At 56.5% G+C, this 15,353-nt stretch carries 12 protein-coding genes; 8 read left to right on the top strand and 4 right to left on the bottom strand.

The window, feature by feature from the left end; genetic code table 11:
* Positions 1–277: 277 nt before the first annotated feature.
* Complete coding sequence (locus tag WCS52_16425) at positions 278–3,208, bottom strand: hypothetical protein (protein MEI6168768.1); 2,931 nt, start codon at positions 3,206–3,208, stop codon at positions 278–280.
* 614 nt (positions 3,209–3,822) lie between these two features.
* On the opposite strand from WCS52_16425, the gene WCS52_16420 reads away from it, so the two are divergent.
* The 8 genes from WCS52_16420 to WCS52_16385 all read left to right on the top strand — a co-directional run bounded on the left by WCS52_16420 (position 3,823) and on the right by WCS52_16385 (position 9,022).
* Positions 3,823–3,963 (top strand): hypothetical protein, encoded by a 141-nt coding sequence (locus WCS52_16420; protein ID MEI6168767.1) that lies wholly within the window; start codon positions 3,823–3,825, stop codon positions 3,961–3,963.
* Positions 3,964–5,304: 1,341 nt separating this feature from the next.
* Positions 5,305–5,508, top strand: a complete 204-nt coding sequence (locus WCS52_16415; protein ID MEI6168766.1) for a hypothetical protein — start codon at positions 5,305–5,307, stop codon at positions 5,506–5,508.
* 366 nt (positions 5,509–5,874) lie between these two features.
* A complete protein-coding gene (locus tag WCS52_16410) occupies positions 5,875–6,165 on the top strand; it encodes a ribbon-helix-helix domain-containing protein (GenBank protein MEI6168765.1) in 291 nt (96 codons plus the stop codon).
* Positions 6,162–6,623: a putative toxin-antitoxin system toxin component, PIN family gene (locus tag WCS52_16405; GenBank protein MEI6168764.1), complete on the top strand. Its 462-nt coding sequence runs from the start codon at positions 6,162–6,164 to the stop codon at positions 6,621–6,623. Before WCS52_16410 ends, WCS52_16405 begins: the two co-directional genes overlap by 4 nt.
* 138 nt (positions 6,624–6,761) lie before the next feature.
* Positions 6,762–7,121 carry a hypothetical protein gene (locus WCS52_16400; GenBank protein ID MEI6168763.1) on the top strand — a complete coding sequence of 120 codons (360 nt, stop codon included), beginning with the start codon at positions 6,762–6,764 and terminating at the stop codon, positions 7,119–7,121.
* 172 nt (positions 7,122–7,293) lie between these two features.
* Positions 7,294–8,391: an SUMF1/EgtB/PvdO family nonheme iron enzyme gene (locus tag WCS52_16395; GenBank protein MEI6168762.1), complete on the top strand. Its 1,098-nt coding sequence runs from the start codon at positions 7,294–7,296 to the stop codon at positions 8,389–8,391.
* A 173-nt stretch (positions 8,392–8,564) separates the two neighbouring features.
* Positions 8,565–8,690 carry a hypothetical protein gene (locus WCS52_16390; protein MEI6168761.1) on the top strand — a complete coding sequence of 42 codons (126 nt, stop codon included), beginning with the start codon at positions 8,565–8,567 and terminating at the stop codon, positions 8,688–8,690.
* A 68-nt stretch (positions 8,691–8,758) separates the two neighbouring features.
* Positions 8,759–9,022, top strand: a complete 264-nt coding sequence (locus WCS52_16385) for a hypothetical protein (GenBank protein ID MEI6168760.1) — start codon at positions 8,759–8,761, stop codon at positions 9,020–9,022.
* Positions 9,023–9,066: 44 nt separating this feature from the next.
* Here WCS52_16385 and WCS52_16380 read toward each other — a convergent pair whose 3' ends face one another.
* The 3 genes from WCS52_16380 to WCS52_16370 form a co-directional block, all read right to left on the bottom strand.
* Positions 9,067–11,985 (bottom strand): glycoside hydrolase family 9 protein, encoded by a 2,919-nt coding sequence (locus WCS52_16380; protein ID MEI6168759.1) that lies wholly within the window; start codon positions 11,983–11,985, stop codon positions 9,067–9,069.
* Complete coding sequence (locus tag WCS52_16375) at positions 11,982–12,515, bottom strand: hypothetical protein (protein MEI6168758.1); 534 nt, start codon at positions 12,513–12,515, stop codon at positions 11,982–11,984. Before WCS52_16375 ends, WCS52_16380 begins: the two co-directional genes overlap by 4 nt.
* A gap of 149 nt (positions 12,516–12,664) precedes the next feature.
* Complete coding sequence (locus WCS52_16370; protein ID MEI6168757.1) at positions 12,665–15,274, bottom strand: cellulase N-terminal Ig-like domain-containing protein; 2,610 nt, start codon at positions 15,272–15,274, stop codon at positions 12,665–12,667.
* Positions 15,275–15,353 lie beyond the last annotated feature (79 nt).

Here is a 15,353-nt window from a genome sequence, read left to right as displayed (position 1 = left end):
CACGCAATAAGCCCCTGGCTCGCGCTGCCTAACTGAAGAATTTTGTCGGCCACCCTGTTATAAGGAGCAATGCCGACGATTGCGTCGCCCACGTTGCTGCCTTCTCCAACGGACAGGTGGGATCGGGTTGCCGAACCTAAATGCACAGAAAACCAGCCCGCCAACTAGGATCTCTCCATCATTATAGGCCAACACAATGATGACTCTCATGCGTAACATCACAGAACGTGGAAACGCGGTTGCCAAACTCCGGAATCATGCGTGTCCTACGAAAGGGTCACCGCTTCGCTTTGATGCGATAGAAGAGACTCCTGTTTGTGGCGCTAGCGTCGATGAGGTTGGTCGTCAGGGCTGTCGGTGGCGGGTTGGTGAAGATCGACCGCCATAGCGAGCCCGTGGCGTAGAGCGCATCGGCACACTCCAGGTACTGCCAGGCAACCGTGCCTCCTTTCCAGTCCACCCGAATGCCGGAAGAAGTGCCATGGATGCCCGTAATGGCCAGCACTGAATCGGCATTCGTCGGATCCGTGCCGGCAACATATTCCTCCAGGTTGTTCATCCCGTCACCGTCAGGATTACCGGCAGCCCCATTGGCGCCGACGGCCGAGAGCACATCCAACTGGTACGCCCGTTCCCAGCCGTTGGGAAGACCATCGCCATCAGCGTCACCGGCGGCGTCCAGCACGATGCCATTGTTGACAAACGTGGAATGGAAATTCGTGGTGCCGCTAATGATGTCGATGATTCCGTTGTTGACCACCGCACCCATAACCTCCAGCACCCCGCCGTTGATGGCGGCCATTAAGCCGTTGTTGGTGACGCTGCCGCTGATTGTCAGACCGTTCTGGGTGGCGGCAATACCCTCAGACTGGAAGGCTGATTTTGAGGAAGACGCGGAGCTATCAGCTATCACACGACCCTCAACCAGGACACTTCCGGTGATGGCGGCACAACCGGCAAGCGTGGCGTTGGTACGGATGCTCAGGCCGTTGGCAAAGATATTTGTCCCTCCAGTCACGGTGTAGGTTGCGGGGGCAATGCCATTGCCGACCACAAAGACCTGGCCATTATCAACTATGGCCCATTTCGTTTTCATCGATCCGCTGCTGAACGTAAAAACACTACTCGCACCATTGGTCACCAGGAGTCGATCGGCATTCACGGCTCCGCCATTCAACCCGAAAAGGCCGCGGTGAACCTCGAGAGCGCAGTTGCCCGACGCGTTGGTCCCCGTCAAGGCGCCACCAGCGAGCGTCACCTTGTTGCCCTCACAGGTCTGGCCGACTCCCACCACTAAACCCGATGACAACACTGACACAGCACCATCGTTGCTGATAATCAGAGAATTGCGGTTACCGTCAACACCGACCTGAATCGTGTTGCGGCAGTTCATAACCGAGCCGGCCCCGGTCACCTCCACCGTGTTGTTGCTGTCACCATCCTCGAAGCCCAGAATTCCGTTATCGGCGTATGCCGCACCTCCAGCCCTCAGCGACAGTTGATTGCCCACGCCGAGGTAACCGACGTAGAAGTTAGTGCGGCTCGTCCAAACTGAGCCGGGATCTGTCACCCAGACGGTGTTATCGTTGCCACCTAGCCGGCCCTCGTTGCAGACCACCTTCCCGCCATCACTGGCCACGAGCAGGTTACTCCTTCCGCCGAATATAAGAAAGGTGACATTGCTCCAAGTTGAGCCGGAACCGGTCACACCAATCCTGTTGTTGCTCGTGTTGATTCCGCCACTGGCGCTGATCACTGCTCCTCCGTTGGTGATCACGAGTTGGTTATCGGTACCTGAAAGTCCGATAGCCAGTTGGCTGGCATGGCTCCATACCGAGCCGGGACCGTTCACCACCACCGTGTTATTGCTACTGGCGGTATCGTAACCCAGGATGCAGTTGTCGTCATACACGGCCCCGCCGTTCTGGATCATCAGCAACTGGCTGCTACCGCCAGATGAACCCACATACAGGCTGGAGCGGTTGCTCCAGACCGAACTGGCACCAGCCACCACCACCTTGTTACTACTGCTGGATACCTCGGATCCCAGTTCGGCGATGTCGTCGTACACCTTGGCGCCGTTGATGACTGTCAATTGGTTGCCCGGACCGAACTGCCCCATGTACAACGTGCCGCGGTTGCTCCAGACCGAACCGGCACCAGCCACCACCACCGTATTGCTGCTGCTCGAATCAAAGTAACCGACATGACCATCGCTGTTATCGACCATGGCCCCGTTCGTGATGGCGAGATAATAGCCCCCCCCCTGATATCCAATCCACAGGTCAAGGTCGTTGTTCCAAGCCGATCCCGGGTCTGCCACCAGCACTCCACTACCGTTACCGGGTTGGTAATAGCCCAGATAACCGTTCGCACTGAATACCCTGCCGGTGCGGGTGATGTCGAGCTGAACGCCCGATCCTTCAACGCGCAGGTCGGAACTGTTGCTCCAGACCGATCCGTGTCCCGACACTAGCCCCCGGCTGTCGAGCGACAGGCATCCGAGGGTGTCGCACACGACGCCCCCATTAAGGATTGCAAGTTGGTTGCCGGAACCCCCGGTGCCGACATACACGTATGAACTGTTGCTCCAGACCGAACCGCTATCCGTCACCAGCACCGTATTGCTGCCGCTCCAGGAGTACAAACCCACATAACTGACGTCGCTGATGACCCTGGCCCCGTTGGCGATCGTCAGTTGATTGCCTGATCCCCCGCCTCCGACACTCAAGGACCCCGCAAACCATGTCGTACCCGGATCCGTCACCACCACCGAGTTGTTGGTGCTAGTATCCGCATAGCCTAGAATCCCGGCACCACAGAAGATTTTACCACTGTCGCTGATGGATAACTGGGAGGCCGGACCCGCGTAACCAATGCACAAACTCCCGTCGTTAGTCCACAGGGCCCCGCTGCCCGTCACCTGCATCTTGTTGTTGTCGGCATACTCAGCGTAACCGATATAGCCGTTCCCGTTGCTGACAGCGAGCTTCCCACCGCTCTCGATGCGCAGCAGGTCGGAAGAGTTGGTGCGCCCCACGAAGTAATCCCCCGCCCAGTTGCTGCTGGCTCCGCTGATCACAATTGACTGGTTATTTCCATTGAACTGCGCTGACACCGTTCCGGCGAGGGTCAGACCAAAACCAACCAGCATCGGCATCAGTCTTCCGCGGCCGAAGTAGAGTTTCTTCCGTCGTATGTTTTTCACACGGCAATCTCCTTATGAATTCATTATTCTTGCCCATATTCCGAGTGGATCGTAGAGAGGCGCCCTCTATATTCATATCGGGTAATCCCTGAATGATGTATAAGGGTTCGCCTGATAAGGTGATTGGCGGATAACATTATCTGACAGACCGAGCGAAATGTTTGAGACGGTCCTGAATGGCAAGAGATGGTCAAAGATGACCGCGTGAAGCATTGATAATGCGGTGGGTTAGCGAGGGGGCCGCGCCGCATTTGCGGATGGATCGCGGCGATGCGAGCGAAATGCCTGAAATGGGTGTGACCACGAAATTTAATAAGGGTATTAAACCGTGGGTTTTGATAGCCTTCGCTGATAGAAGATCGTGTCTGCAGATATCCATTCCCCGCCTGTCCTTTGGAGCATTGCCGACTGGGGAGGCAGTGGAGGCAGGGTCAGACCTAGAAACTAGAAAATGACCGGGATTTGGGGTGGGGTGCCCTGCGTCGTTGATGAGTGAGTGTATAGCTATATTAATAATATAGATTAAACGATTGACTTAATCCTGGCTTGGGAGAAGTATGCGGGGCATGCCAAGGCCATGGAGGATTCGATACGCGGGCGCGAAGTATCATGTGATGAGCCGGGGGAACGGGCGAGCGGCGGTGTTTCTGGAGCCGGCGGATTACGGGCGTTTCCTTGAGCAACTTGATCATGCATTGGAGGCGGATCAGGTGGTCGTATCGCAAGTATGTGGAGTCTATGCTTGGCGAGGATGACGAAGTTATCCGGGAATCGAGGCGACGGAGCCGATTTGCGATGGGGGACCAAAGCTTTCCAAGAGGAGGCCGAGCAGTCCTTGTATGACCAGAATCCGCAATCTTTGACCATCCTTCAATCGGAACACCAAATGTCTTATGGCAGAATTCTTTCGCTGTTTCGAGTGAGTTGAGCCAGTGATCAGCAAAGCATGGGCCATCTTCAATTCCATCAAACAGAAACACAAAGCACCCAGTTTTTTCCGGCACGAGCATCAGCCGTTTTACCTTTGGATCATGGCTAATTTTTGCAGTTAATCTCATTTTGTCTATGGTCGAACGCTCACACTGTGCCGCCGGAGCATTTAGCGACGGCAGGCACGAGTGTGTGGTTGGGTTGCTTCATGTTTCTCTTCATTCCGGGATTCAATCACGAATTATCGCGTAGGGAAATGTTGCTGTAATCAGTGCTTCATCAGTACGATTATTAGAAGTGCCGTTTGAAATGCTGCGGCAACTACGTTTACCAGCCAGACTGCCGATCGACGAAATCTAATTCCGTAGAGAATCCAGAATGTATAGTTCAGGAGGAACCCGAAAATGAAGGCAGACGACATGGACGTTGCCGTTGATGCTAGTTCCGCCCTAATCTGAAGGGCAATAAATATCGACCCTGAGAATCCAACTACGGATCCTGCTATCTCAAATACGTTCCCAGGTATCTTCTGTAAATTCATTCAATATCAAGAATAACACATTTCCTGTCATGGGATGGTATTCCCAGGCAATTGTCTCTGCAAGCGCTATCTTTCAATACCCCCGTTTTCCTTGTTTCCTAGCTCTAAACATGGCAATTTTTACCAACTAACAGAAGCACACCAAGATGTCCCGCCGCACAGCCCCTTGGTGTTGCAATGGCTACTGGCTAGCGGGGTTCTTCTTCCACCGAAAACCTAAGTTCCCTTGCGTTCGTCCTTTGCTGGGTTTTATCATGTATATCAGGCGCGCCTGATATCATGATAATAGGAGGTTAGCGATGGATAACGTGGGATTGAAACTAAAAGAGGATGAATGGGAATAGGTTCCCTGTGGGAGGGGCGCTACGCGCCGCGACAGGCTCAACTGGGTGCCTGGACCGGACAAGTCGCCGCGCATAGCGCGCCTCCCACAAGAGGAACAATCAAAATGACCGAATCTGGAAAACAGAAATGCCCCCAACCAGACGCTCCTGGCTATCGGCGCTGACGCGCCTCAGCCAAAGCGCCACCGTTCGGGCAATAGGGCGCGGGCGATGATGCTGGAAAAATGAATACAAAACAATTCCCCTTGATAAATGCCATTCAGAGTCGCTAAAATATTGACATGACAACCGATGTTAAAGAGCTTGAAAAAGTGGTGGCGCATTTACCTGAGCGCCAGCTGAATGCTTTTCGGTTATGGTTTCACAACTTTGATGCTGAATTATGGGATAAGCAGATCGAAAAGGATGCGAAAAGCGGCGCTTTGGATCATCTGGCCGATCGCGCACTGCGCGATCTGGCCGATGGAAGGTGCACCGATTTGTGAGTCATAAGGCAAGTTCATAGTTTTGGTTATGTTACCACGATCTACCTGTGACAATTCGGGATTTAGCAGATCAACAATTCCTCCTCCTTAAAGAAAATCCTCGCCATCCCTCTTTGCATCTCAAGAAGACAGGCCGTTTCTGGTCAGCACGTGTAGGCCGGAATTATAGAGCCCTCGGTGTTGACTCAGCAGAAGGGATCGTTTGGTTCTGGGTTGGCCCACATGCCGAATACGACAAATTGATCAATTCATGAATGAAGTCGCAAACCAACTTTTGGAGAGCGACGGCTCGCACGCTCGTAACGCCTCAAAAGTCACGCTGGCTAAGATCGGGATTCAAATGGGAAGCAATCTTGACAATATACAATGATTGTATGTACTCTATTAGTAGAAAGTGAGGCGAGAATGCAATCAACCACGGTAAATATATCCTTTCAGGGGAGTCTTTTGTCCGAGATTGACCGGCTTGCGCTGGCGGAATCAAGGTCGAGATCTGAACTGCTAAGGGAAGCGGCACGGCTCTACATCGACCGTAAACAGCGGTGGGACAAGCTTTTTGCCTACGGCAAAAGCGTTGTTGCGCGAGGACAACTCACAGAGTCGGATATCGCGGTAGAGATTCACGCCCATCGGCGGCAGAAGGCTTCAAAACGATGAAACGGGATCGGGTAGTTTTGGACACAAATGTCCTGATATCCGCAGTCCTTTTTAATGGCCCCCCTCGCGCAATTCTTGAACTTGTCATCGGCGGTTCGGTTCATTGCTCTCTGTCCTTGGCCATCTTGGATGAACTTCGTGACGTTCTGGAACGGCCAAAGTTCCGATTTTCTCCTGAACAAGCCTTTCAGGTCATTGAGGAATTGCATGCGGTCTGCGATATTGTCAATCCGGCTATTCGGGTTAATGTGATCACCGCAGATCCGAACGACAACATCATCCTGGAGTGTGCCTTGGAATCAAAGGCCGACATTATCGTTTCCGGTGATCAACATCTGTTGGATGTGGCAGAGTTCAAGGGGATTCAGATTGTTTCGCCATCCGACTTTATGAAGACGATCAATGGATATACGGCGGTGCCAACAAGAAAATCCACGTTACGGCTGCGCCTCCCGTGATTTTCGACCGTTGGGATTGAAACTAAAGGATGATGAGTGGGAATAGATTCCCTGTGGGAGGGGCGCTACGCGCCGCGACAGGCTCAACTGGGTGCCTGTTATGGTTGAAGTGCTCCAGCGCCATGATAGACTGCCCCCATGTATGAGCATCATCACCAACCGTTGGCCTCACTACCCACCTTTATCTGGCGCATGGCCGCCTGTTTTGGGATTTCACAAGGTCTGGCCGTGGTGGCCCTTTCGATCGGCATGGTGGGGTACCACCAGATTGCCGGGCTGGCGTGGATTGATTCCTTTCAGAATGCCGCCATGATCCTGGCCGGAATGGGACCCGTGGATCAAATGACCACCTTCTCCGCCAAACTCTTTGCCGGCCTCTACGCGATCTTCAGCGGTCTGGTCTTCCTGTCCATCATGGGGATCGTGCTGGCACCGATCCTGCACCGGGTGATGCACCGTTTTCATCTGGCCGACGAAGATGTGAATGAAACGCCCTGAGGATTGCTTGGCGTAACACTCATATTTACGGGGTTATAGGCCGGAACAAAAGCCCCTGGCGCATGGCTGTGGAGTTTTGAGAAAATGATTGATTGCGTCTTGTAAGCGGACTAACGTCACCAATAGTTGGGATAGAATTATTAGGCCGATCTTAGACTGAAAGCGAGGCAGGATGAAGCGATATAGCGGGCTGGTAGTGTTGGCAGTGATGGGTGGGATGATGCTTTCAGGGATCGTCAGTCGTGCTGACGATCTGGTGATTCAGGGATTCACCTCCAGCGGGCAATTGACGTTCGGCGGGGTTTCGAATGAAGCGCAACATGCCACGAGTTACCGGATTGAATGGGCTTCGTCGCCCGGGGGCGGCTGGACTAACTTTGCGGCGGCCGCAGCGTCGCTTGATGTTATCCCGGCTCCGCTCAACGGCACGGGAACGATATCGGTGCTGGTACCGATGTGCTACCGGCTGGTGGCGACGATGGTCGTCTTGCCGCTCGGCACGATTCCGATTCCTGCCGGGACCAATAGCGGGGTGGATCCAGATTCCGGAGCGTACACACTAAACAACGCCATGCCGTTTTACATGGACAAATATTTGGTGACGAAGGCGAAGTGGGACGCGGTCTATAATTGGGCGATCACCAACGGGTACAGTTTCGATAACGTTGGCAGTGGCAAGGCGGAAGATCATCCCGTGCAAATGGTGAACTGGTTCGACTGTGTGAAATGGTGCAATGCCAGGAGTGAAAAAGAGGGGAGGCCGGTCAGTTATCGGGTGGGGGGCAATGTCTACCGGAGCGGTCAGGATAATGCGGTGACTTGCGACTTGAATCTTGGTGGGTATCGGTTGCCAACGGATGCGGAGTTCCACTATGCGGCACGCGGTGGACTTTCTGGAAAGCGATTCCCGTGGGGGGATACGATTGATCATGATCAGGCCAACTACACTGGATATCCTAGCGGATATGGCTATGACCTGGGCTATTTGGGCTATGACGCGAGGTATGCCGTGGGGGATAGCCCCTATACCAGTCCGGTGGGTGCGTTTGAGGCTGGGAAGACCGGTTATGGATTGTATGATATGACGGGGAATGTTTCGGAATGGTGCTGGAACTGGTATCCGGGCTATGAGGGTTATGCGCGTGTGTTTCGCGGTGGCAGTTACATGAGCTACGCCAATGAGTCTGGGGTTGGTTTTCGCGACAGTACAGGTCCGGATTATGCGGGTAAAAGCATTGGTTTCAGGGTGGTGCTGTCCCCGGTTCAATAATATTCATTTTCTTTTACGAACGAATCGTTCATGTCCGCCCACATTTTGCGGCCACCTGAGCAGATCACGATCCCTCTCTGATCAGGCGTTATTGCAGGGGGTACGCCCAGAGCGGGTTATACCCCCTGACTGATGACGAATATGAGGGTGGTATTAATACGAAAGGGAAACTTATGTTACATAGCATGAAGCATTTGTATGGAGCCAAACTCGGCGCGTCAGATGGAAACATCGGACATGTGAAGGATTTTTACTTTGACGATCAGAACTGGGTCATCCGTTATGTGATCGCAGACTGAATGAACCTGTCCCTGCGGACGCCTTGCCATCCGAACCTGCCGATGTGCATCTGCGAAGCGCGCAAGCCGTGAATGGGTACCAAATCAAGGCGAGCGATGGAGTGGTTGGTCATGTATGTGATTTCCTGCTGGATCGTCAGAGTTGGGCCATTCGCCAACTGGTCGTCAAAGTAGGCCACATGCTTTCAGGCCGGGAGGTGCAGGTGCCTGCGAGCCAAGTGGATCGGATTTGTTACGAGGAGGCTACGGTGTTCGTCAACATGACCATCGAAGGCGTAACCAAATGCCCTCCCTATCCTCTGGATCCGGAAAATGTAAAATCCGGCGGATGATGGCTGACGGGCCTCCCCTCAGAGGTTCCACAGTAGTACTCCGGCTAAGGTGTCGCCGGAGCTGAACTCTGCGCTTCCAGTGCCCAGAGTAAGCTGTATAGCATCGCGGCATCTCCGAGTGGGCCTGTCAGGCCGAACTCGTTATGCAGGGAGTCAACTTTGCTTTCCCGCCAGACTCGCCACGGGGGAATCATGGCGGGATAGACTCCGCCCATGCTTTTGGCTGCTCCGCCAGGGCCAAAGACCGGAATTCCGGGAGCGGGAACCCCCTCTTTGTTGTACAGCCAGGCCCGGAGTTCCGGGTGGATCGGGGGGCGGGATCCGATACCTGTGATAAAACTTCGGGAGAGCGGATTGGCGCCCAACTGGTAGTCGGCGTTGAGTGACGCCGCGTCCAGGTACTTCTGATCATGAGACAGGAGGTAAGCCATCAGGCATTTATTTCCATAAAGTCCGCCACCTACCAGACTTCCCCAGCCGCCGGACTCGCGTACAGTACTCATGCGATACGGCCATTTCTCGATCGATTTCACATCGACGTCCGCGCACTTCAGGATGGCGGCCCGGGTGGCCTTCTGGACCTCCGGGTCGATTCCTTTCCGGGTACTACTGGCGTAGGGCCAAGCGATAAGAGGGTGTTGCCAACCTTCATCCCATTTGAAGGCCTGGGCCACGCCGTTTTTGTAAAGATTGGTGAAATCCGTATTGAACCGGGGCTCGCCGGTAGTGTTGAAAAGTTCGGCCGCGGCCAGTGCCCAGGCCCGTTTCCAAGGGATTCGGCCATAGGAAATACCATTGGTTTCGTAGTCCGTAGACTGGTGTTTCAGGCCCCATTCATAGGCCTTGAACGCCTGACCCAGCAATTGATTGCTCTGCTTGGGATCGAAGGGCTGAAGCACCCTGGCCGCATGGCTGGCGACTGCGGCAAAGATATTGGCGGAAGCATTACAGGGCGGGAAATTCCCGAAGGGAGGAAGGGGGCCGAACTGTGTCGCCCATTCGGTTTTCCACTCCTTGTAGCCGTAATCCTCGTCATTGGCCCGGCCGGCGTAGATGCCTCCGTCGGGAAGCTGGTTGTCGGCGTAGAACTTCAGCCCCCAGAGCACTTCGTCCAGGATGTCCGGAATCCCGTTTCCGCTTTCAGGAAGGTTCAGTTCGCCGTCAGCAAAGGCGGCAGGAAAACATTCATAGGAGGTCAGGATCTGCTGGCTGGCAACCAGATGCAGGTAAAACAGATCGCAGTCCCCGGCATCATGATAGCCCCCGCGGAACTCGCGGACCGGCTCGTTGGGTGTCAGGGGTGGGCCATGTTCCACCAGGTGCCCGTTTTCATAATTCGTCAGATGGCAGGGATGACGGGGGTAATCTGTCACCTTGGACGTCAACTCCGCCCCGCAACGCTGAACCAGGAAGCCGCGCATGGTCTTTATGTAAAGGTCTTTCATCCCGTCCTGGCCGATGCCGAAGGTATCGGAGCGACCGAGTCCGGGTATATAAATATAATAGCGCCCGGAGGCGTGAATCGGGGCGAGGTCCATTTCATAGACCGACTCGCCACTCGCTGAGTTGGTTAGGCATGAAAGGGTAATGGCGCCCTCGTGGACCCGTTGATTGTTATCGGCATTTAACACTTGAAATGTCTGAAAGGAGGAATAGTCGACCGCGCCGAGGTCGGCGGCCCACCAGCCGAGATATGCGTAGCGTTTCTGGCTTTTCGAGGAATACGCGGCCTGATTGACCTTGATGACCGGGGTGAGCGTGGTGCGATCCGAATACGCCAATGTAGTCTGCGCGGTTGCCGTGGTGGGAAAGCCAGCCACTTGAATGGAATACGACTTGCCACTTTTCAAGGGGGTCGTTAGTTGGAGGTAATAGGTGTGCCAGTAGACATGATTACCCGGAAAGCTTCCGATATCCCCGGTCCAGTTGTCGAACGAGAGCCGGCCGACGCGCGCGGGGTGCATGCCAGGGGCGAAGGCCGGGTCGCCAGTGCTTGAAAGGGTAAAATGGTCCGGGCTCTGAAGCTTTCGGGCTTTGGCTTCGCCCTGGCCGGGGCCCCCTGCCACGATCCCGTCGAGGGTCACGGCTAGGAGGTCAGGCCGGATGATTTCCGTTTTCCGGATGCCTTGAGCCATGCCGAGTTCAGTCATCCCTTTCAGGATGGCCTTGTTCTCAATGGCCATCCGCTCATCGAAAAATCCTTCCGGCGGGCTCTCTGGTCGCTTGAAATCCAGCTTCACATCAGGAGCGTTGAAATAGTCCGCGTCATCAAGTGTGATGGCGTAGATGGCCGGCACGGCTTTGCCTTCCGACGCCAGCGTGATCGAGGTGATGGCCTTTTCAGGCGCTGAGTTGGTCCATTCGGTTGCCCACACGCCAATGTATTGATCCCATTTCACAGAGTAGAAATTGCAGCCTGTGAATATGGGCCAGCTCCGGGCTCCGGCATTGTCCCACCAGGCTGAGCACCACCATTGGCGGAGTTCGATATTATTGCGCATGGGGAGGACCACCTCGGAATGATCGGCGTAGTGGATCGTGTAACGGGCCACGGTATAGTCGGGTGGCAGGGCGGGGGGCGGCCCTGCGGCATTCTGCAGGAAATAGATATACTTGCCCTTCACGTTGGGGAGCTTCACGGTGACCGACACGGGGTAGTTGGTGCCCCTGATCTGGCCTTGGAGCAGCACGACGGACCGACTGTTGTTCTGAGCCGGATCAATGATCTGGAAGTGATATCCATTCCGGGTAATGATTCCCGGGGGGATGGGGGGATAGATCAACATGTCGTTGATCCCTTCATCCGTCCAGCCCCCTTGGCCGTTATTGGCAAGGCCGTCATCCCCAAAACTTGAATTGGCAACGGGGCGAAGATCGACGAAGTAGGGGGCCGCTTGAGAAGTCATGCCTGCCACCAAGGTGAAAATCGCAAAAGTCCGAATCATGCATATCAGAGGTCTCATGGGTATTCCTTTTTGTTGATCGATGCAGGCTTGCCGGTTGGCTTAACCACAGGGTGCCCTGACTCCATCGGGAAGGGGGAGGGTAGCCGTAATCTCGCCCGCTTGTGTCCTGCCTGGGCGCCCTTCAGGATTTGGCCGCAGACCGCCGCCCCCAATAGTTTCTCGAGGGAATCGAGTAGCTCGGGCGAAATGCGGCCCGCCTTGACTTTGCGATTGCAGTGAAACCGAAGGGCATCGTCACAGATCGACAGGGCGGCATCTGGAGGGTACCGCAGGACGAGCGGCCAGAGTGTACAGGAAGAGGGCTTAAGCAGGTGGGGCGACAGGCCGATCTCAAGGGCGGCACTGTGGAGGGCGCACCGGATCCCCGAATGAGACTGGTAGGCAAAAACGCAGAGCCCGTTCTCATGGGTATCAATGGCAAACACTCCGCGCTCCACCTCGTCGAAGACGTTGTCAAATCCTTCCCCGTTTTCCAGATCGGGACAATGCCGGGCGGCCAGGGGGAGTGCCCCGATAATGGTTTTCATCTCACGCGCAGTGACACAAACTTCATGGACCGCGCAGCAGCAGGCGTCCGTGTGGGAACATCCTGAGCACTGGTGAGCCACCGTGGAAATGGCGTTCAGGTCTACATCGATATACCGGGGGTATTTCTTCATTGGACCGGGAGGACGGATCAGGGATGTGGCGGCAGGAACAGGGCATAAGCCAGGGCCACCTTCACCTGATTGGCGACGATGCCTTCATTCATCCCGGGAGCAGTATCCTCCCCGTACATATAGAGCACCGGCCAGGGACCGGGCGGGTAGAGGCTCTGGGCGGGCCATTTGGCCATGCTCTGGCCAGGTGCCTCGCCGGCGTTGAAGTGACCGCCCGGCCCATTGCTGATCAGGCCGGGGATCAGGCCCGGGGGCGTCGTTCGCATCAGATGACTGAAGGCCGACGTGACGTACCGCTGTCCGAGCCCGACAGTGAACACCAGGTTCATCGGGTGGCAGCCCAGCGAGAAGTCATCGGTAAACCGTAACCAGTCGCGTGCCGCGGTGCGCACGGCCGGATCGGTAGCCACCACGGAGGTCATCGCCGGGACTTCCGGCCATACCGGCAGGCCGCCGGTGCCCCAGCTGCTGGGGGCGTAGGGACTGCGCATATGGCGGTACGTCGTGGTTTCCGCCGCCCGCTTCCAGTCGGCAAAGGTGCGTTCAAAGGCGGCGGCCAGGGTGGCTTTCAACACGGGATCAGCCTTGGCCGCACGCAGGTAGTGGAAGGAGGCATAGAGCTGGTCATATTTTCCGTACTGGCTCAGATCGGCCGATGGCGTTTGGGCCAGGACCGATGCTGCCCGGAAGGCGGTATCGAAGACGGTTTCGCCGGTGGCACGGAAGAGGGCGGCCGCGGCCTCTGCGCGCTGGTCGGCGGCGGCAGCGCCGTCGTGCGCTTCGGCCCAATCCCAGGCCTTGCGGCTGCGGGCCAGGAATCCATCCGCTTCCTTGCCTTGGCCGGCCGTTTTCCAGGCCATGGCGGCCTGTGCGGATACTGCGGCAAAGGCATAACTGCCACGGGCGGTTGGAGCGTAGGCAAACTCGCGCAGGGTATCGGTTTCCGGCGCATCGCCGTCGCGGGGATCGCCCTCCGACTCTACATACTCATGCACCCCTCCGTCGGGGTCCTGCAGCCGGCTCCACAGGTCGAGTGCCCAGCGGGCCTCGTCGAGGATATCAGGGATGCCGTTACTTTTCTCCGGGATGTTGAGCTGGCCGTCAGAGAAGGCGGTGGGGTTGAGTTCCCATGCCAGCAACAGCCCCTTGGCTACGTCCAGATGCGCGCGTGGATTCCAGTCGCCGGCATCGTGGTGGCCGCCAAATAGATCGTGTTTCTTCCCGTCGGTGGCGAACGTCGCCAGGCTCCGGATATCCTTGGCGGTATCCAGGGTGGCGGTCGAGTATTCCGTAGTGCCGCGGTGACAGGCCGCCCGCCAGATCTGCGAACAGGGCGCCCCGAGCTCGATTCCGCAGCGCTGGTGGTAGAGGCCGCTCATCACGGTGGCGAAGGGCACGGCATAGACGTCGGCGGCGACGCTGAACTCATAGCTGCGTCCGACACCGGGGAGGGCGAGATAGTAGTGGCCCGGGGTCCGGAGCGCCGACAGGTCGACCTGCCAGACATCCTCGTAGCTCAGATCCTGCTTATAGACCGTCTCCGGCCCTTCAGCTTTGGTCCCGGCACGGGGGGGGGTGACCGGTACCTGCTTACCGTCCACCAAGCGGAACGTGGCGCGGCGGCGCAGGGTCGGAGCGCCGGTGAGGACCACGGCATGAGAGCGGGCGTCGCGGACCTCGAAGGCGGTGGTGACACCTGACAAATCGCAGGCGCCCATATTGCCCAGCCACAAGCCAAGGTAGGCGTACTTGGTGGCGTCGGGCAGGTAGCCGATCTGATTGACCTTAATGGCCGGATTGAGGGAGATGCGGTCGTTGAGGGTGACGGTGGCGGTCGTTTCGCCGCATACCACCGCCGCCCCGGCCTTGGCGGCGAGGTCAATGCGGTATTGCCGCCCCGGCTTCATCGGTATGGGCAATTCGATAAACACCAGGTGGTTGTCAAAGTGGCGCCAGGGCCAGCCATTGGGCAGGTAGAAGTCCAAAGTGGAACGGCGGCCAATGCGTTTAGGCTGGACCGGTGAGGTGAAGGCGGGATCGTCGGGTGAGGTCACGGCGATGCCGCTGGGATCCGCCAGACGTGTGAGATCGATGCCGGGGCCGATGGCGAGTTGGATCAGGGTGGGGGTGACGATCCGCGCCTGACGCAGGCCGTAGCGTGGAGAGCGGTCTTCACCGGTAGGGGCGGCCGTGCCGGTGATCCATTGTGCCGCCAGGTTATTCGCGAGCGACTGGGGACCATTGACCCGGATGAAGTACGCCTGGCCCGGTTTCATCGGCTGGTCGGCTGGCAGCACCACGGTTGCCGGGGTTCGTGTGAAGCGGGGGCCGCTCCAGCCGGCGGGGGTGGTTCCGTCCGGCTCGGCCGTGCCAAAGGTGACGGAGGTGACCGGCACACCTCGCTGGAAGGCGGCATCAGTCGGGCTTACCACTTGGATCCATTCGGCATGTTTGGCCAGACTCCACTGGGAGAGTCCGCTCCCGAACATGAGCTCAATGTGAGTGGGATCTGCCAGTTTGGCGCTACGCAGGCCGGCACTTCGTCGTCCGTCCTCGAACTCAGGCTGGGCGGAAACGGCGTGGATGGCAACGGTGAGAATGATGGCTGCAATGGTGAAATATTTCATAGCTAGAAAATGCCAGAAATAATGATAAAAAGCAAATAGACGTTATCAGGGAAACCCATACAATAAAACGTCGCTACCG

Source organism: bacterium, assembly GCA_037128595.1.
In the GTDB taxonomy this organism is placed as follows: Bacteria; Verrucomicrobiota; Kiritimatiellia; order CAIKKV01; family CAITUY01; genus JAABPW01.
This window is presented reverse-complemented; position numbering and strand designations above follow the sequence as displayed.

Bases quoted from the DNA above. Each gene is read 5' to 3' on its own strand.
- WCS52_16420 (MEI6168767.1), top strand. From the start codon at position 3,823: ATGAGCCGGGGGAACGGGCGAGCGGCGGTGTTTCTGGAGCCGGCGGAT.
- WCS52_16415 (MEI6168766.1), top strand. From the start codon at position 5,305: ATGACAACCGATGTTAAAGAGCTTGAAAAAGTGGTGGCGCATTTACCT.
- WCS52_16400 (MEI6168763.1), top strand. From the start codon at position 6,762: ATGTATGAGCATCATCACCAACCGTTGGCCTCACTACCCACCTTTATC.
- WCS52_16375 (MEI6168758.1), bottom strand. From the start codon at position 12,515: ATGAAAACCATTATCGGGGCACTCCCCCTGGCCGCCCGGCATTGTCCC.
- WCS52_16370 (MEI6168757.1), bottom strand. From the start codon at position 15,274: ATGAAATATTTCACCATTGCAGCCATCATTCTCACCGTTGCCATCCAC.
- WCS52_16390 (MEI6168761.1), top strand. From the start codon at position 8,565: ATGTTACATAGCATGAAGCATTTGTATGGAGCCAAACTCGGCGCGTCA.
- WCS52_16410 (MEI6168765.1), top strand. From the start codon at position 5,875: ATGATTGTATGTACTCTATTAGTAGAAAGTGAGGCGAGAATGCAATCA.
- WCS52_16380 (MEI6168759.1), bottom strand. From the start codon at position 11,985: ATGAGACCTCTGATATGCATGATTCGGACTTTTGCGATTTTCACCTTG.
- WCS52_16405 (MEI6168764.1), top strand. From the start codon at position 6,162: ATGAAACGGGATCGGGTAGTTTTGGACACAAATGTCCTGATATCCGCA.
- WCS52_16395 (MEI6168762.1), top strand. From the start codon at position 7,294: ATGAAGCGATATAGCGGGCTGGTAGTGTTGGCAGTGATGGGTGGGATG.